This is a genomic window from Halopseudomonas pachastrellae (assembly GCF_900114765.1).
Classification (GTDB): domain Bacteria; phylum Pseudomonadota; class Gammaproteobacteria; order Pseudomonadales; family Pseudomonadaceae; genus Halopseudomonas; species Halopseudomonas pachastrellae.
The window spans coordinates 21,733-45,411 of record NZ_FOUD01000015.1; the positions used below are offsets into that span (position 1 = coordinate 21,733).

The 23,679-nt window shown below is 60.7% G+C and carries 22 protein-coding genes; 19 read left to right on the plus strand and 3 right to left on the minus strand.

Annotated features, from left to right (window positions below):
* Window positions 1–29: 29 nt before the first annotated feature.
* Window positions 30–941 carry a LysR family transcriptional regulator gene (locus BM116_RS12445; RefSeq protein WP_083728179.1) on the minus strand — a complete coding sequence of 304 codons (912 nt, stop codon included), beginning with the start codon at window positions 939–941 and terminating at the stop codon, window positions 30–32.
* Between the two features lie 146 nt (window positions 942–1,087).
* On the opposite strand from BM116_RS12445, the gene leuC reads away from it, so the two are divergent.
* The 17 genes from leuC (at window position 1,088) to BM116_RS12530 (ending at window position 19,919) form a co-directional block, all read left to right on the plus strand.
* Complete coding sequence (gene leuC, locus BM116_RS12450) at window positions 1,088–2,515, plus strand: 3-isopropylmalate dehydratase large subunit (protein ID WP_083728178.1); 1,428 nt, start codon at window positions 1,088–1,090, stop codon at window positions 2,513–2,515.
* 11 nt (window positions 2,516–2,526) lie between these two features.
* Window positions 2,527–3,171, plus strand: a complete 645-nt coding sequence (gene leuD / locus BM116_RS12455; RefSeq protein ID WP_083728177.1) for a 3-isopropylmalate dehydratase small subunit — start codon at window positions 2,527–2,529, stop codon at window positions 3,169–3,171.
* Window positions 3,172–3,233: 62 nt separating this feature from the next.
* Window positions 3,234–4,316, plus strand: coding sequence for a 3-isopropylmalate dehydrogenase (gene leuB / locus BM116_RS12460; protein WP_083728176.1), 1,083 nt, complete (start codon window positions 3,234–3,236; stop codon window positions 4,314–4,316).
* A gap of 80 nt (window positions 4,317–4,396) precedes the next feature.
* Window positions 4,397–5,509 carry an aspartate-semialdehyde dehydrogenase gene (gene asd, locus BM116_RS12465; RefSeq protein WP_083728175.1) on the plus strand — a complete coding sequence of 371 codons (1,113 nt, stop codon included), beginning with the start codon at window positions 4,397–4,399 and terminating at the stop codon, window positions 5,507–5,509.
* A gap of 89 nt (window positions 5,510–5,598) precedes the next feature.
* The gene (locus BM116_RS12470; RefSeq protein WP_083728174.1) at window positions 5,599–6,618 is read left to right on the plus strand and encodes an aspartate-semialdehyde dehydrogenase; all 1,020 of its coding nucleotides are present in this window, start codon (window positions 5,599–5,601) and stop codon (window positions 6,616–6,618) included.
* A 173-nt stretch (window positions 6,619–6,791) separates the two neighbouring features.
* Window positions 6,792–9,725, plus strand: coding sequence for a FimV/HubP family polar landmark protein (locus BM116_RS12475; protein WP_083728173.1), 2,934 nt, complete (start codon window positions 6,792–6,794; stop codon window positions 9,723–9,725).
* Window positions 9,725–10,585: a tRNA pseudouridine(38-40) synthase TruA gene (gene truA, locus BM116_RS12480; protein ID WP_083728172.1), complete on the plus strand. Its 861-nt coding sequence runs from the start codon at window positions 9,725–9,727 to the stop codon at window positions 10,583–10,585. Before BM116_RS12475 ends, truA begins: the two co-directional genes overlap by 1 nt.
* 27 nt (window positions 10,586–10,612) lie before the next feature.
* Window positions 10,613–11,263: a phosphoribosylanthranilate isomerase gene (locus tag BM116_RS12485; protein ID WP_268874572.1), complete on the plus strand. Its 651-nt coding sequence runs from the start codon at window positions 10,613–10,615 to the stop codon at window positions 11,261–11,263.
* On the plus strand, window positions 11,256–12,473 hold the full coding sequence (trpB, locus tag BM116_RS12490) for a tryptophan synthase subunit beta (protein WP_083728170.1): 1,218 nt from the start codon (window positions 11,256–11,258) through the stop codon (window positions 12,471–12,473). Before BM116_RS12485 ends, trpB begins: the two co-directional genes overlap by 8 nt.
* Before the next feature lie 11 nt (window positions 12,474–12,484).
* Window positions 12,485–13,288 (plus strand): tryptophan synthase subunit alpha, encoded by an 804-nt coding sequence (trpA, locus tag BM116_RS12495; protein ID WP_083728169.1) that lies wholly within the window; start codon window positions 12,485–12,487, stop codon window positions 13,286–13,288.
* A gap of 58 nt (window positions 13,289–13,346) precedes the next feature.
* Window positions 13,347–14,237 (plus strand): acetyl-CoA carboxylase, carboxyltransferase subunit beta, encoded by an 891-nt coding sequence (gene accD, locus BM116_RS12500; protein WP_083728168.1) that lies wholly within the window; start codon window positions 13,347–13,349, stop codon window positions 14,235–14,237.
* A gap of 1 nt (window position 14,238) precedes the next feature.
* Window positions 14,239–15,504, plus strand: coding sequence for a bifunctional tetrahydrofolate synthase/dihydrofolate synthase (folC, locus tag BM116_RS12505; protein WP_083728167.1), 1,266 nt, complete (start codon window positions 14,239–14,241; stop codon window positions 15,502–15,504).
* 18 nt (window positions 15,505–15,522) lie between these two features.
* Window positions 15,523–16,119 carry an SPOR domain-containing protein gene (locus BM116_RS12510; protein WP_083728166.1) on the plus strand — a complete coding sequence of 199 codons (597 nt, stop codon included), beginning with the start codon at window positions 15,523–15,525 and terminating at the stop codon, window positions 16,117–16,119.
* A gap of 79 nt (window positions 16,120–16,198) precedes the next feature.
* Window positions 16,199–16,681, plus strand: a complete 483-nt coding sequence (locus tag BM116_RS12515) for a CvpA family protein (protein ID WP_083728165.1) — start codon at window positions 16,199–16,201, stop codon at window positions 16,679–16,681.
* Between the two features lie 49 nt (window positions 16,682–16,730).
* Window positions 16,731–18,236: an amidophosphoribosyltransferase gene (gene purF, locus BM116_RS12520; protein ID WP_083728164.1), complete on the plus strand. Its 1,506-nt coding sequence runs from the start codon at window positions 16,731–16,733 to the stop codon at window positions 18,234–18,236.
* A gap of 38 nt (window positions 18,237–18,274) precedes the next feature.
* On the plus strand, window positions 18,275–19,486 hold the full coding sequence (locus BM116_RS12525; protein ID WP_083728163.1) for an O-succinylhomoserine sulfhydrylase: 1,212 nt from the start codon (window positions 18,275–18,277) through the stop codon (window positions 19,484–19,486).
* 154 nt (window positions 19,487–19,640) lie between these two features.
* On the plus strand, window positions 19,641–19,919 hold the full coding sequence (locus tag BM116_RS12530; RefSeq protein WP_090475187.1) for a ComEA family DNA-binding protein: 279 nt from the start codon (window positions 19,641–19,643) through the stop codon (window positions 19,917–19,919).
* Window positions 19,920–19,963: 44 nt separating this feature from the next.
* On the opposite strand, the gene BM116_RS12535 is transcribed toward BM116_RS12530, so the two are convergent.
* Window positions 19,964–21,382, minus strand: coding sequence for a methyl-accepting chemotaxis protein (locus BM116_RS12535; RefSeq protein WP_083728162.1), 1,419 nt, complete (start codon window positions 21,380–21,382; stop codon window positions 19,964–19,966).
* Window positions 21,383–21,699: 317 nt separating this feature from the next.
* Here BM116_RS12535 and rnd point away from each other — a divergent pair, with 317 nt between their 5' ends.
* Both rnd and BM116_RS12545 read left to right on the plus strand, forming a co-directional pair.
* Entirely contained in the window at window positions 21,700–22,848 is a 1,149-nt protein-coding gene (rnd, locus tag BM116_RS12540) for a ribonuclease D (protein WP_083728161.1), read from the plus strand.
* The gene (locus BM116_RS12545) at window positions 22,845–23,138 is read left to right on the plus strand and encodes a YcgL domain-containing protein (protein WP_083728160.1); all 294 of its coding nucleotides are present in this window, start codon (window positions 22,845–22,847) and stop codon (window positions 23,136–23,138) included. Before rnd ends, BM116_RS12545 begins: the two co-directional genes overlap by 4 nt.
* A 63-nt stretch (window positions 23,139–23,201) precedes the next feature.
* Here BM116_RS12545 and BM116_RS12550 read toward each other — a convergent pair whose 3' ends face one another.
* The gene (locus BM116_RS12550) at window positions 23,202–23,603 is read right to left on the minus strand and encodes an NINE protein (RefSeq protein WP_083728159.1); all 402 of its coding nucleotides are present in this window, start codon (window positions 23,601–23,603) and stop codon (window positions 23,202–23,204) included.
* Window positions 23,604–23,679 lie beyond the last annotated feature (76 nt).

The window sequence follows — 23,679 nt, forward strand, 5'->3', positions numbered from 1 at the left end:
TTGGCGCGCCAGTCAACAAGCCATTGTGCCTACGCCATTGGTCGGGTAGCCGAGCGGTCTGCCTTGGCGTCTGTGCGAGCCGCACGAAGCAGGGTAATCAATTCGCGGGCGGCGTTTGATTGGGTCCGTCCGCTGTGCCAGATGCAGCCCAGCTCGCGTTGCAGGTGCACGCCCGGGAGCTGCAACACGCTGACCTGGCTGTCGAGCATGCTGCGCGGCAGCACGCTCCAGGCCAGACCAATGGAGACCATCATCTTGATCGTCTCCATATAGTTGGTGCTCATGCTGATCTGCGGCTGGACGCGGTAATGCTCGAACAGGTCGCTGACCACCTTGTGGGTGAAGGTGTTGGTGCCAGGGAAGACCGCCGGATAGGCCGCCAGCTGGGCTAGCTCCAGATCGCGCTGTTGGGCAAGCGGGTGCTCGGGCGCGATAACAAAATCCAGCGGATCATCCCAGATCAGCTCGCTCATCACCGGTGGTGCAACCTCCGGCGCCAGGGTAATCACCGCCAGCTCGATTTCGCCGTGCAGGACCTTGTCGTAAGCAACTTCCGAGTCCAGAAACTGGATGTCGAAAGACACCTGCGGATGTCGGCGGGTAAACTCTCGCAGCACCGGCGGCAGGCGATGCAGGCCGATATGGTGGCTGGTGGCAATGCTCAGACGGCCGGATACCTCGCTTGATAGATTGCTCAGGGCGCGGCGCGTATCATTCATCAGACTGAGCACTTGCTGGGCCCTTGGCTGCAGGGCGAGGCCAGCTTCGGTCAGCGAGACGTGGCGGCCAATGCGGTCGAACAAACGCGCATCAAGCTGCTGCTCCAGCATGGCGATACGCTTGCTGACAGCCGGCTGGGTCAGGTGCAGCTGTTCGGCTGCTCGTGAGAACGAGCCGGTGTCGGCAACGGCAAGAAAGGCTTGCAGGTTTGCTGTGTCCATCTCGAATTCCAGTTGGTTATCTGTTTCATAAATAATATTCCTTTGTTTTATCTTCGGGCAAAATTTATTCTTTGCCTGTAGAAGAGCCGCCGCAGGGCCTGCAGTCGCAGGGGACGGTGGCCAGAGTCTGATGCCAGGAGTTACCCATGTCTGCAAAAACGCTGTACGACAAGTTGTGGGACAACCATCTCGTCAAGGAACGGGATGACGGTTCTGCGTTGATCTATATCGATCGCCACATTCTTCACGAGGTGACTTCACCGCAGGCGTTTGAAGGGCTGCGACTGGCTGGCCGCAAGCCGTGGCGCATTGATGCCAACATTGCCACGCCCGATCACAACGTGCCGACCACCAAGGCCGAGCGCCAGGGTGGCCTGGACGCTATCGCCGATGAAGTGTCGCGCATTCAGGTCAGAACGCTGGATGAGAACTGCGATGACTTCGGCATTCTCGAATTCAAGATGAACGACGTGCGTCAGGGCATCGTGCACGTTGTCGGCCCGGAGCAGGGCGCGACCCTGCCGGGTATGACGGTTGTCTGCGGTGATTCGCACACCTCTACCCATGGCGCCTTTGGTGCTTTGGCGCACGGCATCGGTACATCCGAGGTTGAGCACGTACTGGCTACCCAGTGCCTGGTCGCCAAGAAAATGAAAAACATGCAGGTGCGTGTTGAAGGGCAGTTGCCTTTCGGCGTCACGGCCAAGGACATTGTGCTGGCCGTGATCGGCAAGATTGGCACCGCTGGTGGTAACGGCCATGCAATGGAATTTGCTGGCAGCGCGATTCGCGAGCTGTCGGTCGAAGGCCGTATGACCCTCTGCAACATGGCCATCGAGGCGGGCGCGCGGGTTGGCATGGTCGCGGTTGACGAGAAGACTATCGATTACGTCAAAGGCCGCCCGTTTGCACCGCAAGGTGCTGATTGGGAGCGTGCCGTGGCGGCGTGGAAGGATCTGGTGTCTGACGCCGATGCGCACTTTGATACCGTCATCGAGCTGCGCGCCGAAGATATCAAGCCGCAGGTCAGCTGGGGTACGTCTCCAGAGATGGTGTTGGCGGTTGACCAGAAGGTGCCGGACCCAGAGGCGGAGGCCGATGCCGTCAAGCGCGGCTCCATCACGCGTGCCCTCAAGTACATGGGCCTGACAGCCAATCAGCCGATCACCGATATCAAGCTGGACCGCGTGTTTATCGGCTCCTGCACCAACTCGCGCATCGAAGACCTGCGCGCGGCGGCCGCCGTTGCCAAAGGCCGCAAGGTTGCCGCTACCGTGAAACAGGCGCTGGTGGTGCCGGGCTCCGGTCTGGTCAAGGCGCAGGCCGAGCAGGAAGGTCTGGACAAAATTTTTGTCGAGGCCGGCTTTGAATGGCGTGAGCCCGGTTGCTCCATGTGTCTGGCGATGAACCCGGACCGTTTGGAAAGTGGCGAGCACTGTGCTTCCACCTCCAACCGCAACTTTGAAGGTCGTCAGGGCAATGGCGGGCGTACCCACCTGGTTAGCCCGGCGATGGCTGCGGCGGCTGCGGTCACCGGCCACTTTGTAGATGTCCGTGAATTGATGCAGGCCTGAGGAGTCGCCCGATGAAAGCTTTTACCCAACATACCGGCCTGGTCTGTCCGCTCGATCGCGCCAATGTCGACACTGATCAGATCATTCCGAAGCAGTTTCTCAAGTCGATCAAACGTACCGGTTTCGGTCCGAACCTGTTCGATGAGTGGCGTTATCTGGATGTCGGCCAGCCGAACCAGGATTGCTCGACCCGTCCGATCAACGAAGACTTTGTGCTGAACTTTCCGCGCTATCAGGGCGCAAGCGTACTGCTGGCGCGTGAGAACTTCGGCTGCGGCTCCTCTCGCGAGCACGCGCCCTGGGCGCTGGACGAATATGGTTTTCGCACGGTGATTGCACCGAGCTTTGCCGATATTTTCTACAACAACAGCTTCAAGAACGGTCTTTTGCCGATCATCTTGGCCGATGAGGTCCTCGACGAGCTGTTCGCCCAGTGCGAGGCCACCGAAGGCTATCAGCTGACGATTGATCTTGAAGCCCAGGTTGTTACTCGCCCGGACGGTAAACAGTACCCCTTTGAGGTGGACGCGTTCCGTAAACACTGTCTGCTCAACGGGCTGGACGATATTGGCCTGACGCTGCAGGACGCCGAGGCCATCAGCGCCTTCGAGTCGGGCCATCGTCAGCGTCAGCCTTGGCTGTTTCGTGAGGCCTGAGGCAGGTTGAATTCAGCACAGAGCCGAGGCGCTCTGTGCGCAAGCACATTATGAGGAATGCAATGAGCAAACAGATTCTGATTCTGCCGGGTGACGGTATTGGTCCGGAGATCATGGCTGAGGCGGTCAAGGTGCTTAACCTGGCCAATGACAAGTTTGGCCTGGGCTACGAGCTGAGCTTTGATGATCTCGGTGGCGCTGCTTATGACCGTTACGGTTCGCCGCTGGCGGACGAAACCCTGGAGCGCGCCCGCGCTGCCGACGCCGTTCTGCTGGGCGCTGTTGGCGGCCCCAAGTGGGACACCATTGACCCGGCGCTGCGCCCTGAGCGTGGTCTGCTGAAGATTCGTTCCGAACTGGGCCTGTTCGGCAACCTGCGTCCGGCTATTCTGTACCCGCAACTGGCTGAAGCGTCCACGCTCAAGCCGGAAGTCGTCTCCGGTCTAGATATCCTGATCGTGCGTGAGCTGACTGGCGGTATCTACTTCGGCAAACCGCGCGAGCGCACCACGCTGGAAAACGGCGAGCGCATGGCTTTTGATACGCTGCCCTACAGCGAGAGCGAAGTGCGCCGTATTGCCAAGGTCGGTTTTGACATGGCGATGGTGCGAAACAAGAAGCTTTGCTCGGTCGACAAGGCCAACGTTCTGGCCTCCAGCCAGCTGTGGCGTGAAGTGGTCGAAGAAGTGGCCAAGGACTACCCGGAAGTCGAGCTGTCGCACATGTACGTCGACAACGCCGCCATGCAGCTGGTCCGTGCACCCAAGCAGTTTGACGTGATCGTCACCGACAATATGTTCGGCGACATCCTGTCTGATCAGGCCTCCATGCTGACCGGCTCTATCGGCATGCTGCCGTCGGCGTCGCTGGATGTGAACAACAAGGGCATGTACGAGCCCTGCCACGGCAGTGCGCCGGACATCGCCGGTCAAGGTATCGCCAATCCGCTGGCGACCATCCTGTCTGTTTCGATGATGCTACGTTACAGCTTTGGCCAGGTTGCTGCTGCCGATGCCATCGAGCAGGCGGTCAGTCAGGTGCTGGATCAGGGCTTGCGTACAGGTGACATTCAGTCCGCTGGTTGCCGCAAGGTCGGCACTGCGGAAATGGGTGATGCCGTGGTAGCAGCACTGAAAAACCTGTAATCTGTCCGATTATCCATTTACGCCCGGCCTCGGCCGGGCGTATGTGTCTTTGAATCTGTTACCCCACGGGGGTTGTTGTTATGAAACAAGTTGGTTTGGTTGGTTGGCGTGGCATGGTCGGCTCTGTGCTGATGCAACGCATGCGCGACGAGAATGATTTTGCCGATATCGATCCGGTGTTTTTCACTACCTCCAACGTAGGTGGCAAGGGTCCGGATATTGGTAAGGACATTCCTGCGCTCAAGGACGCTTTTGACCTTGAAGCACTCAAGCCGATGGACGTCATCATTACCTGCCAGGGCGGTGATTACACCAGTGAGGTGTACCCCAAGCTGCGTGCTGAAGGCTGGAAAGGCTACTGGATTGATGCGGCTTCCACGCTGCGCATGGAAGATGAGGCCGTCATCGTGCTGGACCCGGTCAACCGTCGCAATATCGATCAGGCGTTGCGTGATGGTGTCAAAACCTTTGTTGGCGGTAACTGCACTGTCAGTCTGATGCTCATGGGCCTGGGTGGCCTGTTTGAGCAGGGGCTGGTTGAGTGGATGAGCGCCATGACCTATCAGGCGGCCAGCGGTGCCGGCGCCCAGAACATGCGCGAGCTGATCAGCCAGATGGGCGCGATCAACGCTTCTGTTGCTGATCAACTGGCTGATCCGGCCAGCGCCATTCTGGACATCGATCGTACCGTTGCGTCTACGCTGCGTAGCGAGTCTTTCCCGGCTGACAACTTCGGCGTGCCGCTGGCCGGCAGTCTGATTCCGTGGATCGACAAGCAACTGGCCAACGGTCAGAGCCGTGAAGAGTGGAAGGCGCAGGCCGAGACCAACAAGATCATTGGTCGCAGCGGTCGTCCGATCCCGGTTGATGGTATCTGCGTGCGCATCGGTGCCATGCGTTGCCACAGCCAGGCGCTGACCATCAAGCTGAACAAGGATGTGCCGCTGGCGGATATCGAGTCGCTGCTGGCTGAGCACAACCCCTGGTCCAAGGTGATCCCCAATACCAAGGAAGACACCCTGGCGGGCCTGACCCCGACCGCGGTTACCGGTACCCTGAGTGTGCCGGTTGGCCGACTGCGCAAGCTGAACATGGGCTCGCAGTACCTGTCGGCGTTCACCGTGGGTGACCAGCTGCTGTGGGGCGCTGCCGAGCCGCTGCGCCGCATGCTGAGGATTTTGCAGGAAGGCTGAGGTCGTGCGCGACCGAGGTTGATCAGGGCACCCCGTCGTTGGCGGGGTGCCCTTTGTATTTGTGCAACATGAATATGTAGGGCAGGGCGATGAGCAACGTAGCGGATATTGCAATTGTTGGGGTGAGCAGCCTGGTTGGTGACATGCTGATCAATGTGCTGGAAGAGCACAGCTACCCCTTTGGCCAGGTGCGACTGGTTGATGTCGATGACGAGGCAGGTGAGCGGCGCATGATCAATGGTCAGAGCGTGCGCGTCGAGGCGTTGAGCAGCTTTGATTTTGCCGGCGTTAAGCTGGCCATCGTTGCAGGGGATCGTGATTTTGCCCTGCAGCATATCGCGGCGATTCGTGATGCTGGCGCGCTGGTGATCGATACCACCGGTTTGCTGACGGGGCAGGGCGTTACTGTCGTTGCCGAGGTGAACCCCGCAACGTTGGCCGATGCGGTGCAGCGACGCGTGGTTGCCTGCCCGGACAGCCAGGTCCTGCAGAGCGCGCTGGTGCTCAAGGTGCTCGATGGCATGTCGCCGGTGCAGCGGGTGAGTGTTGCTACCTATCAGTCGATGTCGACCCATAGCAAGGCGGCGGTCGAAGGTCTGGCGATGGAAACCGGCCGACTGCTTAACGGTCAGCCGATCGAGAAGGGTGGTGCGTTGGCCAAGCAATCGGCCTTTAATCTGCAGCCCTGTGCCAGCGACCTGGACGAGTCGGGCGCCAGTCGCGAGGAGCGCGACCTTGTAGCAGGCATTGGTGAGGTGCTCGGGTTGCCGTCGCTGCCGGTGCTGGCCAACTGCGTCATGGTGCCGCTGTTCTATGGCACCGCGCAGATGATGCAGGTCACTACCGCCGAGCCTCTTGATGCTCAAAAGGTGATCAACGTGCTGCGTCGGGCTAAGGGTGTCAAGGTGTTGGACAAGGCTGAAGCGGGTGGCTACCCGACGCCGGTGACCGATGCGACGGGCTCCGATCAGGTGTGGGTCGGACGGGTCCGCCAGGATGCAGGCCAGCCCAACACTATCCATTTGTGGATTGTGTCTGATAATTTGCGTAAAGGTGTCGCACTTAACAGTCTGATGATTGCTGACTTGTTGATAAAAGACTATTTGTAATCGATACTTGCTAGAGTTTTTGTATCAAGCAGGTTAGGTTTGCAGGAACTGAAACCGTTTGGCCGTCGTGACTGCGCGTGGCAAAACCGGGTGGGGAGATAGAACAATTGGCCGGTTTGTCGCAACAGGCACGTAGAAGCCTGGAAAAACGATAAAAGCAAAGGATTTACGCTATGGTTCGCAAATTGGTTATCGCTGTTGCCGCAGCAAGTGCCGTGATGTCGTCCGGAATGGTTCACGCGTTGGGAGTCGGCGATATCCATCTGCAGTCGTCATTGAACCAGCCGCTTGAAGCAGAGATTGATCTGTTGCAGGTGCGAGACCTCTCCAACGAGGAAATTCGCACCACGCTGGCCTCTCCCGACGACTTTGGTCGTGCCGGCATCGACCGTAACTTCTTTCTCACCGATCTCAAATTCCAGCCGGTCGTCAAGCCTGATGGCCGCTCGGTCATCCGAGTGACGTCCAGCCGTCCGGTCAGCGAACCTTTCCTGAACTTCCTCATGGAGGTGCGCTGGCCTTCTGGCAAGGTCCTGCGCGAGTTCACCGTTCTCCTCGATCCGCCGCTGTACCAGCCCACGCCGGTCGTCAGCAGCAGCTCTGTCCGCGCCCCGTCCAGCAGCGGTGCAATGCCCACGCCGCGCGTAGCGCCTGCGCAGCCCAGTGCTGCAGGTCGGGCCTCCGCAGCTGCGGTCTCTGGAGGCACTACTCAAACTACTGCAGCTCCTGCGTCGGCCCGTGATGGGCGTGTGACAACCAGCCGCTCTGACACTCTCTGGGAGCTGGCGCTGCGCAATCGCCCGCAGGGTGCCAGTGTGCATCAGACCATGCTGGCGATTCAGGACCTCAACCCCGGTGCGTTCAGTAACGGCAACATCAACCAGCTCAAGGCCGGGCAAAACCTGACCTTGCCAACTGCCGAACAGGCAGGCCGTCGCAGCAACAGTGAGGCGGTGGCTGAAGTCGCGGCGCAGAATCGCGCCTGGCGTGAAGGGCGCGCTCCGGCAAGCGCTGAGGCCAGTGCTCCGCAACTGGACGCTCGCCCACGCGAGAGCGCTGGTGCGGCGCCTGAAGCTGTCAGTGGTGAGGACTCTCTGCGCCTGGTGTCTGGCGCCGATGAAAACGCCGCTGAAGGTGGTGGTGATTCGGCTGCCGGTAACGGTGCTGAGTCGACACAGCTGCGTGACGCGCTGGACCGCACTAAAGAACAACTGGACTCGGCCGAGCGTGAGAAGGCCGAGTTGAATGATCGCCTGAGCGATGTGCAGGGCCAGGTAGAAACCCTGCAACGCCTGCTCGAACTGAAAGATGCCCAGCTGGCATCGCTGCAGGAGCAGGTTGCGGGCGGTGGTGAAAACACCGAGCTGACGCCCGAGCCGCAGGCTGACCTGCAAGACCTTGTCGATAGCGAAGATGCGGCAGTCGAAGCTGAGCCGGTGGTGGCCGATGAGGCAACTGACGAGGCGGGCGATGCTGCCGAGTCTACCGCCAGTACCGATGAGCTGGCCGCTGATGTCGAGGCCATTGATGGTGCGCCTGCGGATGAGACTGTCAGCGAAGAGGCGCCGGTCGTCGAAGAAGAGCCGGCTGTCGCCTCTGCGCCGGCAGACGTTGAGGCAGAGCCTGCGCCAGTGTCTGAGCCAGTTGCTCCGGCAGAACCTGCAGCGCCGGCAGAACCTGCCGCCAAGGACCCGACCTCCCTGCTGCAGGGGCTGATGCAAAATCAGATGCTGCTGATCGGTGGTGGTGTGGTCGCCATTTTGTTGCTGTTGCTGGTGCTGATGTCGCTGTCTCGTCGTAATGCGCGGCGCGAGGCCGAAATGGCTGACAACTTCATCGCCAATGCGGCCGACGATAAGTCAGAAGCCGCCGAAGCTGAGTCGGACGACTTCAACGTTGCGCTGGCCGGTAGCGATGACGGCGAGCAGGATGATATGAGCCTGGCAGCTGACCCGCTCGTTGAAGCGGATGCGCTGCTGGCCTATGGCAAGCCGCAGGAAGCGCACGATGTGCTGGCTGATGCTATCGCTGCCGAGCCAGAGCGTGATGACCTGCGCCTGAAACTGATGGAAGTCGAAGGTCTGCTGGAGAATGCCGAAGGTTATCGCGACCAGCGCGCGGTACTCGAAGCCAAGGGCAACCAGGCTGATCGTATCGCCGAACTGGATGCGCGCTTCCCGCTGATGGCCGCTGCTGCGGTCGGTGCTGCGGCGGTGGTACTGCAGGAAGACGACGAGCTGAATGCACCCGCGCCGGCAGTCGATGTCGCTGAAGACGACATGGATTTTGATTTCAGCGAGTTTGATCTTGGCGATGATGCTGCTGACAAGCCGGCGGAGGAAGTGCCCTTCGAAGACGTGCTGGCAGAGGCACCTGCAGAGCCGGCCGCAGCTGAAGATGATGGCTTTGATCTCGACTTTGACCTGGATGAGCCGGTAGCGGAACAGCCTGCGGAAGAGCCGCTCGATTTCGCTGCACCTGTTGAGCCGGCGCCGGCGTCTGCAGACGCGGCAGACGAGTTCGATCTGTCCGATTTTGAACTGGATACCGATAGCTTCGAACTGCCGGAGTCGGCAACCGAGCTGCCGCCAGAAGAGCCAGCGGCAACGCTGGATGCTGACTTTGACCTGTCCATGACAGAGGATCTGGAGGCGGACAGCCTGATCGCTGAGTTCGAGTCCATGGACTCGCCAGCAGCTTCAGGTGAGCCTGCGGCGGAGGAGTCGCTGGACCTGTCTGACGCATCGCTGTCTGATCTGGAGGCAGAACTGCCACCGACCGATGCGCTCGATGACCTGGAACTGCCGGCTGCTGAAGAGCAGGGCGATAGTCTGGACTCCTTTGAGTTGCCTGAGCTGGATGACGCCGACCTGACCCCGATTGACAGCGCCACGGAGGACACAGTGGGCGATACTCTGGATGAAGACGACGAGTTCGACTTCCTGTCTGGCACCGATGAGTGCGCGACCAAATTGGACTTGGCCCGTGCCTATATCGATATGGGTGACCAGGAAGGTGCTCGCGATATCCTTAACGAAGTGGTTGATGAGGGTAGCGAGCAGCAGCAGCAGGAAGCGCGCAGTCTGATGGAGCGCCTGACTGACTGATGGTAGATGATGCAATAACCTCAGCGGCCGCCCCCGAGGCGGCCGCTGTTGTTTCCAGGGTGGCCGCTTGCGTGGAGTACCGAGGTACCGCCTACCGTGGTTGGCAGCGTCAGCAAAAGGGCGTGCCCAGCGTACAGGAAGCGGTCGAGAAGGCATTGAGCCGGGTTGCCAATCACCCTGTACAGATATTCTGTGCCGGGCGCACCGATGCCGGCGTGCATGCCTCCTGTCAGGTCATTCACTTTGACAGCGACGCCGTTCGCTCCCCGCGCAACTGGATTCACGGCGCCAATGCCAATCTGCCGCCGGACATCTCCCTGAGCTGGGTGTTGCCTGTCGGGCAAGACTTTCATGCCCGCTTTTCTGCCCAGGCTCGCCGATATCGTTACGTCATCTATAACGATCCGGTTCGGCCGGCGCATCTGGCTCACGAGGTGACCTGGAACTATCGCCCGCTTGATATCGAGCGTATGCGTGCCGCAGCCAAGGTGCTGGTAGGGACCCACGACTTTACTTCGTATCGGGCGGTCGGCTGCCAGGCCAAGTCGCCGATCAAGACTATTCATCACCTTGAGCTGCTGGAGTTTGGCCGGTTCATTGTGCTGGATATCCGTGCCAATGCGTTCCTGCATCACATGGTGCGTAACATCGCCGGGGTACTGATGCAGATCGGCTGTGGCGAGCAGCCGGTCGGCTGGGCCGCCCAGGTGTTGGCTGCCCGGGATCGCGCCCAGGGTGGCCTGACAGCGCCAGCCTATGGCCTGTACCTGGTGGATGTAACCTACCCGCCGGAGTTCGACTTGCCGCACCGCTACCTGGGGCCGCACTTTCTGTCCGCGCTGCCGGATGTGCTGAACTGACGCCTGTGTCCCTATCTGCTAACATCGATCCCCTTTGAAACCAGACAGGTAAGCCCTCAGGCGATGACCCGAATCAAGATATGTGGCATTACCCGCGAGCAGGACGCGCTGGCCGCAGCTGCAGCCGGTGCCGACGCCATTGGCCTGGTGTTTTACGCTCCCAGTCCTCGCGCAGTCGATGCCGCCCAGGCGGCGCGCATCGTGGCCGCATTGCCTCCTTTTGTAACCACGGTTGGCTTGTTTGTTGATGCCGAGCCTGCGGCTGTGCGCGCGGTTCTGGCAGAGGTGCCACTGGATCTGCTGCAGTTTCATGGCGAGGAGAGTGACGACTATTGCCGTCAGTTCGGTCGCCCGTATCTCAAGGCGGTGCGGGTGCGCAGCGCTGATCAGCTGCAAGACGTGGCCGCGCAATGGCCAGGCGCAGCTGGCATTCTGCTTGATAGCTACAAGCCCGGCGTGCCCGGCGGCACGGGTGAGGTCTTTGACTGGCGGCTGGTACCGCGCGAGCGGGACTGGAATCTGGTGCTGGCCGGCGGCCTGGCCGCCGGCAATGTGCGTCAGGCGATAGATGAAATGCAGCCCTGGGCCGTGGATGTCAGCGGTGGTGTAGAGGCGGCCAAGGGCATCAAGGATGTGGCAAAAATTAACGCGTTTGTTCAAGAGGTGAAGCGTGTCTGACTCCAATTCCATCGATTTTTCTGCGGTGCCCGACGCGCGAGGCCACTTTGGCCCGTACGGCGGCCGCTTTGTTTCTGAAACCCTGATGGACGCGCTGGATGAGCTGGAGCGTCTTTATCGCACGTTGTCCGATGACCCTGCCTTTCAGGCGGAGTTTGACCGGGATCTGGCCTTTTACGTGGGCCGGCCTTCGCCGCTGTACCTGGCTGAGCGCTTGACGCAAAAGGTCGGTGGCGCGCAGATCTACCTCAAGCGCGAAGACCTTAACCACACCGGCGCCCACAAGGTGAATAACACTATCGGTCAGGCGCTGTTGGCCAAGCACATGGGCAAGCCGCGGGTGATCGCCGAAACCGGTGCCGGTCAGCACGGTGTGGCGACGGCGACGGTCGCTGCGCGTCTGGGCCTGAAATGCCAGGTTTACATGGGCGCAGAAGATGTTCGTCGTCAGGCGCTCAACGTGTATCGCATGAAGTTGCTGGGTGCTGAGGTGATTCCGGTCACCTCCGGTTCGCGTACGCTCAAAGATGCCATGAACGAGGCGATGCGTGACTGGGTCACCAACATCGACGATACCTTCTACATCATCGGCACCGTCGCAGGCCCGCACCCATACCCCGAGCTGGTGCGCGACTTCCAGTGCGTCATCGGCCGTGAGGCGCGCGAGCAGTGCCTGGCCCAGGCCGGTCGTCTGCCTGACGCGCTGGTTGCCTGTGTCGGCGGTGGCTCCAACGCGATCGGTCTGTTCCATCCGTTCCTGAATGATGAGGGCGTGCGCATGTTCGGGGTCGAGGCCGGTGGCCACGGCATCGCGACAGGTGAGCACGCCGCGCCGCTGAGTGCCGGTCAGCCGGGTGTTCTGCATGGCAACCGCACCTACCTGATGTCGGATGAGGCGGGGCAGATCATTGAGACCCACTCCGTCTCCGCTGGTCTCGACTATCCGGGCGTTGGCCCTGAGCACAGCTGGCTGAAGGACGTCGGTCGGGTTGAGTATGTCGATGCGACTGACGATGAGGCGTTGCACGCGTTCCGCGAGCTGACCCGCGTCGAAGGCATCATGCCGGCACTGGAGTCCAGTCATGCGGTGGCCTACGGCATGAAGCTGGCAGCCAGCATGAGCCCCGAGCAGATCGTCGTGATCAACCTGTCCGGTCGCGGCGACAAGGACATTCACACCGTCGCCGGCATTGACGGCATCAGCATCTAGTCGAGTTATCCATGAGCCGAATTCAAGCCCGTTTTTCCGCCCTGCAGGCCGCTGGCCGCAAGGCGCTGATCCCTTACATTACTGCCGGTGATCCTGCCCCGGCGGTAACCCTGCCGCTGATGCATGACCTGGTTGCAGCCGGTGCCGACGTCATTGAGCTGGGTATTCCGTTCTCCGACCCGATGGCTGATGGCCCGGTGATCCAGCTCGCCATGGAGCGTGCGCTGGCCCACGAGGTGAGCCTGCGTCAGGTGTTGCAGATGGTTGCCGAGTTTCGTCAGCGTGATAACGAGACGCCGGTGGTGCTGATGGGCTATCTCAACCCGGTCGAGCGCATGGGCTATGATGAATTTGCCCGTGAGGCGGCTGAAGCCGGCGTTGATGGCGTGCTGACCGTAGACCTGCCGCCGGAAGAGGCAGCTGACGTGGTGCCGCTGTTCAAGGCGCGTGGGCTGGACACTATTTTTCTGTTGGCGCCGACCACTACGCTCGAGCGTGCGCGCTCAATTTGTCAGCAGGCCAGCGGCTATGTCTATTATGTTTCTCTGAAAGGTGTGACCGGGTCCAGTGCTTTGGACGTCACCGATGTAGCAAACAAATTGGACATGCTGCGTACGGTAACCGACTTGCCGATTGGTGTTGGCTTCGGTATCCGCGACGGCGCTACTGCCGCAGCGGTTGGTGAGGTAGCCGATGGCGTTGTGGTCGGGTCTGTGCTGGTTAATCAGATTGCGGCCAATGCCGATAATCCGGATGCAGCGCGCAAGGCGATTTCGGCCATCATTGCCGAGATGCGCGGCGCCATGGACCACTGAACAACGTCCACTGCCCGCTGGCAGTGTTGACTGAGCTGATAACAGAGAAGGAAAGGCGATGAGCAACTGGTTGGTGGACAAACTGATTCCCTCCATTGTGCGCTCCGAAGCACAGAAGAGCAGTGTACCCGAGGGACTGTGGCGCAAATGCCCGTCCTGTGACGCGGTACTGTATCGGCCGGAGCTGGAGAAAAATCTGGATGTCTGCCCCAAGTGCAGTCATCACCTGCGTATTGGCGCCCGCCGCCGTCTGGATATCTTCCTCGATGCTGAAGGGCGCACTGAGATTGGCGCCGAGCTGGAGCCGGTGGATCGCCTGAAGTTCCGCGACAGCAAGAAGTACAAGGACCGCCTGACGGCCGCCCAGAAAGAAACCGGCGAGAAAGATGCGCTGGTTGTCATGCAGGGCGCGCTGAAGGGGTCTCCGATTGTCGCCAGCGCCTTTGAATTCAACTTCATGGGCGGCTCGATGGGCAGTGTAGTTGGCGCCCGCTTTGTACGCGGCGCAGAAATCGCCCTGCAGGAGCGTATCCCCTTCATTTGTTTCTCCGCCTCCGGCGGAGCGCGTATGCAGGAAGCCCTGTTCTCCCTGATGCAGATGGCCAAGACCAGCGCGGCGCTGGCACGCCTGCGTGAGGAGGGTATCCCCTTTATCTCGGTCATGACTGACCCGGTATACGGCGGCGTTTCCGCCAGTCTGGCCATGCTGGGTGACCTCAACGTTGCTGAACCCAATGCGCTGATCGGTTTTGCCGGGCCGCGGGTTATCGAGCAGACTGTGCGTGAGAAGTTGCCGCCGGGCTTCCAGCGCAGTGAGTTCCTGCTGGATCATGGTGCGCTGGATATGATCGTGTCGCGCGGTGACATGCGTGATCGCCTGGCCAGCATCCTGGCCATGCTGACCGGCGCGCCGGCGCCGGAGGGCAGTGCGGAGGTTGTCGAGGTCTGATATGAGTGCACGCAGTCTGGCCGATTGGCTGGTTCGGCTGGAAGGGTTGCACCCCAGCGAGATCGACATGGGGCTGGAGCGGGTACGGTTGGTCGCAGAGCGACTGGGCGTGCTCACTCCGGCCCCGCTGGTTTTTACCGTCACCGGCACCAACGGCAAGGGGTCAACCTGCGCCGCACTGGAAGCCCTGTTGCGCCGCAGCGGCCTGCGCACCGGCTGCTATACGTCGCCGCATCTGGTGCACTACAACGAGCGTGTGCGTCTTGATGGGCAGTTGGCCGATGACGCCAGCCTGTGCGCTGCCTTTGCTGCCATTGATGAGCTGCGCGGCGATATCTCCCTGACCTATTTCGAGTTTGGCACCCTAGCGGCGCTGTGGCTGTTCAAGCGCGCAGAGCTGGACGCCGTGGTGTTGGAAGTGGGGCTGGGCGGCCGTCTGGATGCGGTCAATGTGGTCGATGCTCATGTTGCGGTGGTGACCAGCATCGGTATCGACCATCAGGAGTATCTGGGCAACACACGGGCCTCGGTGGCCACCGAGAAGGCCGGTATCTTGCGCCATGAACGTCCGGTGGTCAGTGGCGAGCGAGAGCTGCCCGATACCTTTGTCCAGGCGGTTGAGCGCCTTGGCTGCCAGTTGGTCCAACGTGATCGAGACTTCACTGTGCAGGTGCAGCCGGATGGTCATTGGCAGTTGAGCGGCGAGGGCGGTGTTGGCGCGGCGCGGTCGCTGCTGCTGCCGCCGGTGCGCTTACCGCGCGACAATCTGGCAGTGGCGGTTCACGCCTTTTGGGCGGCCGGGCTGGACCTGCCTGACGCAGCTTTGGGTGAGGCGCTGGCTGCGGCCAGTGCAACCGGGCGGCTGGAGTCGCGCGAGATAGATTGGCAAGGGCAGCGCCGCCGTCTGGTGCTGGACGTGGGGCACAACCCGCATGCGGCAGCCTTTCTGGCCGAATCCCTGGTTCAGCAGGGCCAGCGCCCGCGTGTTGCGGTATTTGGTCTGTTGGCTGATAAGGACCTGCCGGGCGTGTTGGCGCCGTTGGCCGGTACGTTCGAGCGTTGGTTCGTGGCGCCGCTGCCAAGCCCGCGCAGTCGTTCCGCGCACCAGCTGCAACAGGCTCTTGACGCGACTGGTGAGCAGGTTCAGTCGTGTGCCTCTATCGCGGCGGCGTTGGAGTCGGCATTGAGCGAAACGTCTACTGATACTGAAATTGTCATTTTCGGGTCGTTTTTCTGCGTCGCCGACGCCATACTCTGGCTATCGTAATTAGCCGGGGTAAGCAGGATGGATGAACGTCTCAAACAGCGCATCATTGGTGCTGTCGTACTGATTGTCGCTGCCGTGGTTTTTTTGCCCATGCTGCTGTCCGGGCAGGATGAGACGGTTCAGGTCGAGGTGGAGGTGCCCGAGGCGCCACTGCTTGATCGTGAGCCGATTGCCCCGGTAGAGTCGGCTGAGCTGCCGCCGGCACCGACGGTCGCCGCGATGCCGGAGACGCTTGACCCAGCGCCCGCGCCGGTGGAGCCGGTCGCTACTCCGGAGCCAGCATCTGTTGTTGAGCCTGCCCCTGAACCTGAAACCGTCACCGCAGCGCCTGAGCCGGCCCCGGAGCCGGCCCCACCTGCCACTGGCGACTGGGTAATTCAGCTGGGCAGCTTTTCCAGCGCCGCCAACGCCGAGGGGCTGAGTCAGACGCTGCGTACCCAGGGTTACAACGCCTACACCCATGCCGTGACGGTGCAGGGCAATGCGATTACCCGCGTCTATGTCGGGCCGCTTGCCAGCCGTGAGGCGGCCAATCGCCTGCGTGACGAGCTGGAGCGCAAGCGTGGCAACAAGGGGTTGGTGGTAGCGTATGACGCTTCCAGCGGGCGCGGTTGAGTTGTCGCGTTTTTGCTTGTTTCGATGGCCCGAATAGCTCTGCTAGAATGTCGGCCTTTGTTGAGCAGGGTATTTAATCGTGTCTTTGACCTGGGTTGACTGGGCAATCGTCGCCATCATTGTGGTTTCCGCCCTGATTAGTCTGACCAGAGGTTTCGTCAAGGAAGCCTTGTCTTTGCTGACCTGGGTTATCGCCGGGCTGGTTGCCTGGCTGTTCGGCGGTGCGCTGGCTGAGCTGCTGGCTCCTTATATCGAGACACCGTCGCTGCGAGTCATTGCTGCCTGTTCCATTCTTTTTGTGATGACGCTGTTGCTGGGCGGGCTAATCAACTATCTGATCGGCCAGTTGGTGATAGCGACTGGATTGAGCGGTACTGATCGCTTCCTCGGCATGGTGTTTGGTGCCGCCCGGGGCGCGCTGCTGGTCGTGGTGGCTGTAGGGCTGCTCAGTCTGGCTCCGGTCGAGGCCGACACCTGGTGGCGCGAGTCCGTTGTCATTCCGCATTTTCTGCTGGTCGCGGACTGGTCGAAAAACCTCATTCTGCAAATGGCGGGACGCTGATCCGGGTGTCCCGGAATGCGCCGCCTCCCAATCAAGAAGGTACTCAGGCATGTGTGGCATTGTTGGCATAGTGGGCAAGTCGAACGTCAATCAGGCGCTCTATGATGCTCTGACCGTCCTGCAGCATCGCGGCCAGGACGCCGCCGGCATTGTGACCTGCGAGCACGGTCGGCTGTTTTTGCGCAAGGATAATGGTCTGGTCCGTGACGTTTTTCACCAGCGCCACATGCAGCGCCTGGTGGGCAACATGGGTATCGGCCACGTGCGCTATCCGACCGCCGGCAGCTCCAGCTCGGCTGAAGCGCAGCCGTTCTACGTCAACTCGCCCTACGGTATTACGTTGGCCCACAACGGCAACCTGACTAATGTGGAGCGCCTGTCGCGCGAGATTTACGAGTCAGATCTGCGTCACGTCAATACCACCTCCGATTCCGAAGTGCTGCTGAACGTGTTCGCTCACGAGCTGGCAGTACGCAACAAGCTGCAGCCGACCGAAGAGGATGTATTTGCCGCGGTCAGCCAGGTGCACCGCCGCTGTGTAGGCGGATACGCCTCTGTAGCCATGGTTACCGGTTACGGCATTGTCGGTTTCCGCGACCCCCATGGCATCCGCCCGATCGTGTTCGGCCAGCGCCACACCGACCAGGGTGTCGAGTATATGATCGCCTCCGAAAGCGTGGCGCTGGATGTCCTTGGCTTTACCCTGATTCGCGACCTGGCGCCGGGTGAGGCGGTCTACATCACTGAAGATGGTCAGCTGTTCACCCGCCAGTGTGCCGAGAACCCCCAGTATGCTCCCTGTATCTTCGAGCACGTTTATCTGGCTCGTCCTGACTCGCTGATGGACGGCGTATCCGTCTACAAGGCGCGCCTGCGCATGGGCGAGAAACTGGCCGAGAAGATCCAGCGCGAGCGCCCTGAACACGACATCGACGTGGTCATTCCGATTCCCGACACCAGCCGCACCTCGGCGGTCGAGCTGGCGAACCAGCTGGGCGTAAAGTTCCGCGAAGGCTTCGTCAAGAACCGCTACATCGGCCGTACCTTCATCATGCCGGGTCAGGCTGCGCGCAAGAAATCGGTACGGCAGAAACTCAACGCGATCGACCTTGAGTTTCGTGGCAAGAATGTGCTGCTGGTAGACGACTCCATTGTTCGCGGCACCACCTGTAAACAGATTATCCAGATGGCCCGCGAGGCCGGGGCCAAGAAGGTCTACTTCTGCTCGGCGGCACCGGCGGTGCGTTATCCCAACGTCTATGGGATCGACATGCCCAGTGCGCATGAGCTGATTGCTCACGGGCGTACCACCGAAGAGGTGGCGGAGCTGATCGGTGCCGACTGGCTGGTGTATCAGGATCTGGAAGACCTGAAAGAGGCTGTCGGTGGTGGTAAGGTCAAGATCGATGCCTTCGATTGTGCGGTATTTGACGGCCAATACGTGACCGGCGACGTCAACGAACAGTATCTGGATCGCATCGAGCAGGCGCGCAACGACGCGGCCAAATCGACCGTCGAGCGCGTCAGCGCCATTATCGATCTGCACAATAATTGAGATCGGCGGCGCTGGCCGCTGTGAAGGGGTTTTGACTGATGAGTGAACAATGGCAAGCAGGGCGCCTGGACAGTGATCTGGATGGTGCCGGCTTCGATACGCTGGCCGTGCGCGCCGGTCAGCGCCGCACGCCCGAGGCTGAACATGGCGAGGCGCTGTTTCTGACCTCAAGCTACGTCTTTCGCAGTGCTGCAGATGCGGCCGCCTGCTTTGCCGGCGAAGCCGAGGGTAATGTCTACTCGCGTTACATGAACCCGACTGTTCGTACCTTTGAGGAGCGTATGGCGCAGCTCGAAGGGGGCGAACAGGCGGTGGCTACGGCATCGGGCATGGCAGCCATAATGGCGACCGTCATGAGTCTGTGCTCGGCCGGTGACCATATTCTGGTCTCGCGTGCGGTGTTTGGCGCAACCGTCAGTCTGTTCGAGAAGTACTTCAAGCGTTTTGGCATAGAAGTGGACTATGTGCCGCTTTCTGATCTGGACGCCTGGCGTGCCGCCTTCAAGCCGAATACGCGCATGCTGTTTATCGAATCGCCTTCCAACCCGCTGGCGGAACTGGCCGATATCGGTGCACTGGGCGCGTTGGCACGTGAGCACGGCGCCAAGCTGGTGGTTGATAATTGTTTTTGCACGCCAGCCCTGCAAAAGCCGCTGAGTTTGGGCGCGGATATTGTTGTTCACTCTGCTACCAAGTACATCGATGGTCAGGGTCGTTGCCTGGGCGGCGTTGTGGTCGGTCGGCGTGAGCAGATGCAGGAGCTGGTCGGTTTCCTGCGCACAGCAGGCCCCACCCTCAGCCCGTTCAATGCCTGGGTATTTCTCAAGGGCCTGGAAACGCTGCGCCTGCGCATGCGCGCGCACTGTGAGTCGGCACAGCAGATTGCCGAGTGGCTGGAGCAGCGCCCTGAGGTGGAGCACGTTTACTACAGTGGCCTGCCGTCGCACCCGCAGCACGCGTTGGCCAAGGCGCAGCAGTCGGCCTTCGGTGCCGTGGTCAGTTTTGAACTCAAGGGCGGGCGTGAGGCAGCGTGGCGGTTTATTGATGCCACGCGACTGGTGTCCATCACCGCCAACCTGGGTGACGCCAAGACCACCATCACGCACCCGGCAACGACCACCCATGGTCGCCTGACGCCGGAAGCGCGTGAAGCCGCAGGTATTCGGGACGGGCTGATTCGCCTGGCGATCGGGCTTGAAGAGGTTGCTGATCTCAGGGCTGATCTGCAGCGCGGGTTCGACGCTCAGTAAGTATCTGCCAAGCAAGCTGCGAGTCAGATCACATCAAGGCCGCAGAGCATATCGCTCTGCGGCCTTTTTTGTTCTAGCTTGCGTGAGCCGCAGGGATAGTGGCTGAAGTCTGTTCCTTCAGTGCGGCGTTAACCAATCACATGGAGGAAGTAACATGCGTCAGTTATTGAGTGCGATGGCTCTGGTTGTCAGCTGCCTGCTGGCAGCTCCTACCTGGGCTGATGATGCAGCAGGCCCGACCGTCAACATCAACACCGCCAGCGCGGCAGAAATGGCCGAAGTGCTGCAGGGCATTGGCGAAGCCAAGGCCGAGGCCATTGTCGCTTACCGTGACGAGAACGGTGCCTTTGCGTCGGTTGAGTCGCTGACGGCAGTAAAGGGTATCGGCGCCAGCACGCTGAGCAATAATGCCGGCCGCATTGTGCTGGAGTAAGGGAGAGGGCAAGGCCGGGCGGCGAGCCGCCGCCCGGTGTGTCCTCAGGTGCGCAGCCGGCTGACAGCTTCGCTTAGCTGATTGGCCAGGCGAGCCAGCTGGTCACTGGTTTCAGCGCTGCTGATTGTCTGCTGAACAGTGCGTTCGGTAACGTCGCGAATCTCCACCACACTCTGGGTGATGGCATCGGCGACCTGACTTTGCTGTTCCACGGCGGATGCAATTTCGCTGTTGCCTTCACTGATTTGACTGACCGCGGCCGCAATTTCGTGCAACGATTCGCCCGCGTCGGCCACCTGATCAACCGAGGCATGGGTCAGTCCGGCGCTGGCCTGCATGTCTTCCACAGCGACGGCTGTACCGCCCTGCAGCGCTTCGATCATGCGCTGGATGTCATCGGTCGAGGTCTGGACCCGTTGTGCCAGTGCGCGAACCTCGTCGGCGACTACCGCAAAGCCGCGCCCTGACTCACCGGCACGGGCTGCTTCAATCGCAGCGTTCAAGGCCAGCAGGTTGGTCTGCTCGGCAATCTCACGGATTACCCGCACAACACCGCTGATCTCCTGGCTGTGGCTCGACAGCTGGTGCATATGCTCGGTGCAGCGGTCGATGCTGGTGACCAGGCCTGTGATGGTCTGGCGTACCTGCAGCACCTGATCGCGCCCACGTGTCGCTAGACTGTTGGCCTGAGTGGATTGGTCGCGCGACAGGGCAGTGCTGCCGGCAATGTCCTGCACGGTAGCGCTCATCTCGTTGACGGCTGCGGCCACCTGATCGGTTTCGCCCTGTTGCAACACCATGCCATCGCGGACCTGGCTCATCAGCCCTGCCATTGCCATTGCGCGTTGGTCCAATTCCTGAGCGGCCTGGCGCACCGAGGAGACGACCTGTTGCTGGGATTGCTGCATGGCGTTGAACGCGCGGGCCATGGAGCCCACTTCATCGCGTGAATCGGCCTTAGCCCGCAGGGTCAGGTCGCCGCTGTTCTGCACTGAAATCATGACGTCGCGCAGGGCCAGAATATGCTGGGTAATAAACGAGATCAGCATTTGCGAGACCAGCAGTACCAGCAGCATCAGCGCGAAGACAACCCCGGCATACAGGGGCGCTCTGGCCACGAGCAGCTGCATGAAGTCCTGACGCTCGACCGCCAGCGCTTTGCCGTCGCCAGCCAACCAGGCACCGGTGAAGCGCTGTGCCTGCTGATTGCCCAGGGCTGTGGCATCGACCCAGCGGTTGCTGCCGCTTTGCCCTGCGGGTGCGTTGATCCACTGCACCCCGTCGGCCTGCGCCTGCGTAGCAGGGCTGGCGGCAATGGCCTGGGCCAATTGCTGTCGGCTGTGCTCAATCGTTCGCTGCTCTACGCCGAGGGCAACTAGTACCAGTGCCAGGGTGGCAGCAAAGGCGACGCCATTGAGTGCCCAGAACTTGTATTTCAGCGGCAGGTGTTGAAGAAAACGCATGCATACTCCAGAGCACGGTGGAAACAGGAACGGTCGACAGATTGGCGTCAGCAGAACGCCAGTATCCGTTGTCACCCTCTTATATCGGTTGATCCCGGTCAAACTTGAAGCGCTCTAGCAATGAAGTCCTGGCCGAGGCTTCGGCTCACCCACCGATTGTTGGTCTGCAGGTCCGCTAGACGCTGCAAAAACGCAGCCAGGCTATTCGTTGTAGCGCTTCACAGCCTGATACAGGCAGGGCTGATCAGTACGCTCCGGGCGCGGCAGGGCGGCGGTTGATCAGTTATACTGCGGCCAGTTTACACATAAGGCCGCCCATGACTACGCCGTTGGCAAAAACCCTGATGATTGATGATAACGCCGAGCTCGCGCGCTGGTGCCGACACTGGCAGAGCCTGCCCTTTGTTGCGGTGGATACCGAGTTCGTTCGCACGGAAACCTTTTATCCCATTGCTGGCCTGATTCAGGTTGGTGATGGCGAGCAGGCGGTATTGATTGATCCGCTGGCAATTACCGACTGGGCCCCGCTGGTTGCTTTGCTAGAGGATCCGGCGGTAGTGAAAGTCCTGCATGCCTGCAGCGAGGACCTGGAGGTCTTTTCGCGCCTGTGCGGTGCGCTGCCAAGCCCGCTGTTTGATACGCAGCTGGCAGCCGCGTTTCTGGGTATGGATTTCTCCATGGGCTATTCGCGGCTGGTCAGCGAGTTGCTGCAGATCGATCTGCCCAAGGATGAAACCCGCTCTGACTGGCTACAGCGCCCGTTGAGCGCCGCGCAGGTGGAGTATGCCGCGCGTGACGCCCAGCACCTGGCCGAGCTGTATCGCATCATGGCGCCACGTCTGGAAGCTGCCGGGCTGACTGATTGGCTATTGGCCGACACCGCTGAGCAGGTGGCCGCCAGCGGGCAGGTCATCGAGCCGGCCTTGGCTTATCAACACGTGAAGCAGGCCTGGCGCCTGGAACCTGCCGATCTCGCCGTGCTGCAGGTCATTGCCGCCTGGCGCGAGCGCGAATCACGCGCACGTGATGTTGCGCGTAACCGGCTACTGCGCGAGCGAACGCTCTGCCCGCTGGCCCAGCGCCGGCCTGACTCGCTGCAAGCGCTGTCGCGGATTGAGGATATGCATCCGCGTACCGTACGCCACGAAGGCGAAACCCTGCTGCGTCTGATTCGAGAGGGTCAGGCAGTGGCGCCGGCGGACTACCCCGAGGCCTTGCCAGAGCCCTTGCCGGCTGCAGCCAACCGTCTGCTCAAGCGTCTTCGCAAGGTGGGCCAGCAGGAAGCCGAACGCCGTGGTATCGCGCCGGAAATCATGCTGCGTAAAAAGGTATTGGAGGCAATGGTGCGCACTGGTTATCCCAGCGGACCCTACAGCTTGCCGGAGGAGTTGACCGGGTGGCGGCGAGCACTGCTCGGCGATGCGTTGCTCAACGCAGCCAACAACGCGCTGGAGGTGGCCGAATGAGCTTGCCTTGCTCTATCTATCGCAGCAGCAAGCGCCAGGGTATGTATCTGTACCTTCCCACGGGCGCGGCGCTGGATGAACTGCCGGCTGCCTTGTTGCAGTACGTGGGGCGGCTCGAGCATGCCATGGATCTGGAGTTGAGTGCCGAGCGCAAGCTGGCGCAGGAAGACGTGCTCAAGGTCATGGAGAATCTGAACGCTCAAGGGTTTCACGTACAAATGCCGCCTCAGCAGGATGATTACATCCAGCACCTGCCCGAAGAGCTGCTGACCCGCAACGACCCGGTATAAGTTGCGGTCATGCAAAAAAGCCGTCGTTATGCGACGGCTTTTTTGTGTCCGGTGCTGGCGTGTTTACCACTCGCGCCGCATGTTCTCGACAGAAATCTGTTCGTTCAGTGTCCAGTAGTCGTAAAGAATGCCGATCAAAAATAGCCCGCCGGTGAAGAAGTAGATGATGGCGGTGATCCACTTGCCCATGTAAAGACGATGGGCACCAAATAAGCCAAGGAAGGTCAATAGAATCCAGGTGAGGTTGAAATTGATCCGCCCGGTACGGAAGCGACGGTCAGCGGCGCGATCCATGCTCGGGATCAGAAACAGGTCGATAATCCAGCCGATAAAGAACAACCCAAGGGTGAAGAACCACAGGGTGCCGGTCCAGGGTCTGCCATAGTAGAAGCGGTGTGCACCCATAAATCCGAAAATCCAGAGAAGGTAACCGATAGCCTTGCTGTGGGAATCCGAATACGCCATTAGGGGGTGCCTCTTTGCCTGGGGTGGTTGTGTAATACTGGTCATAGACCATAAATGATTTCTGGAGTGCCTGCAC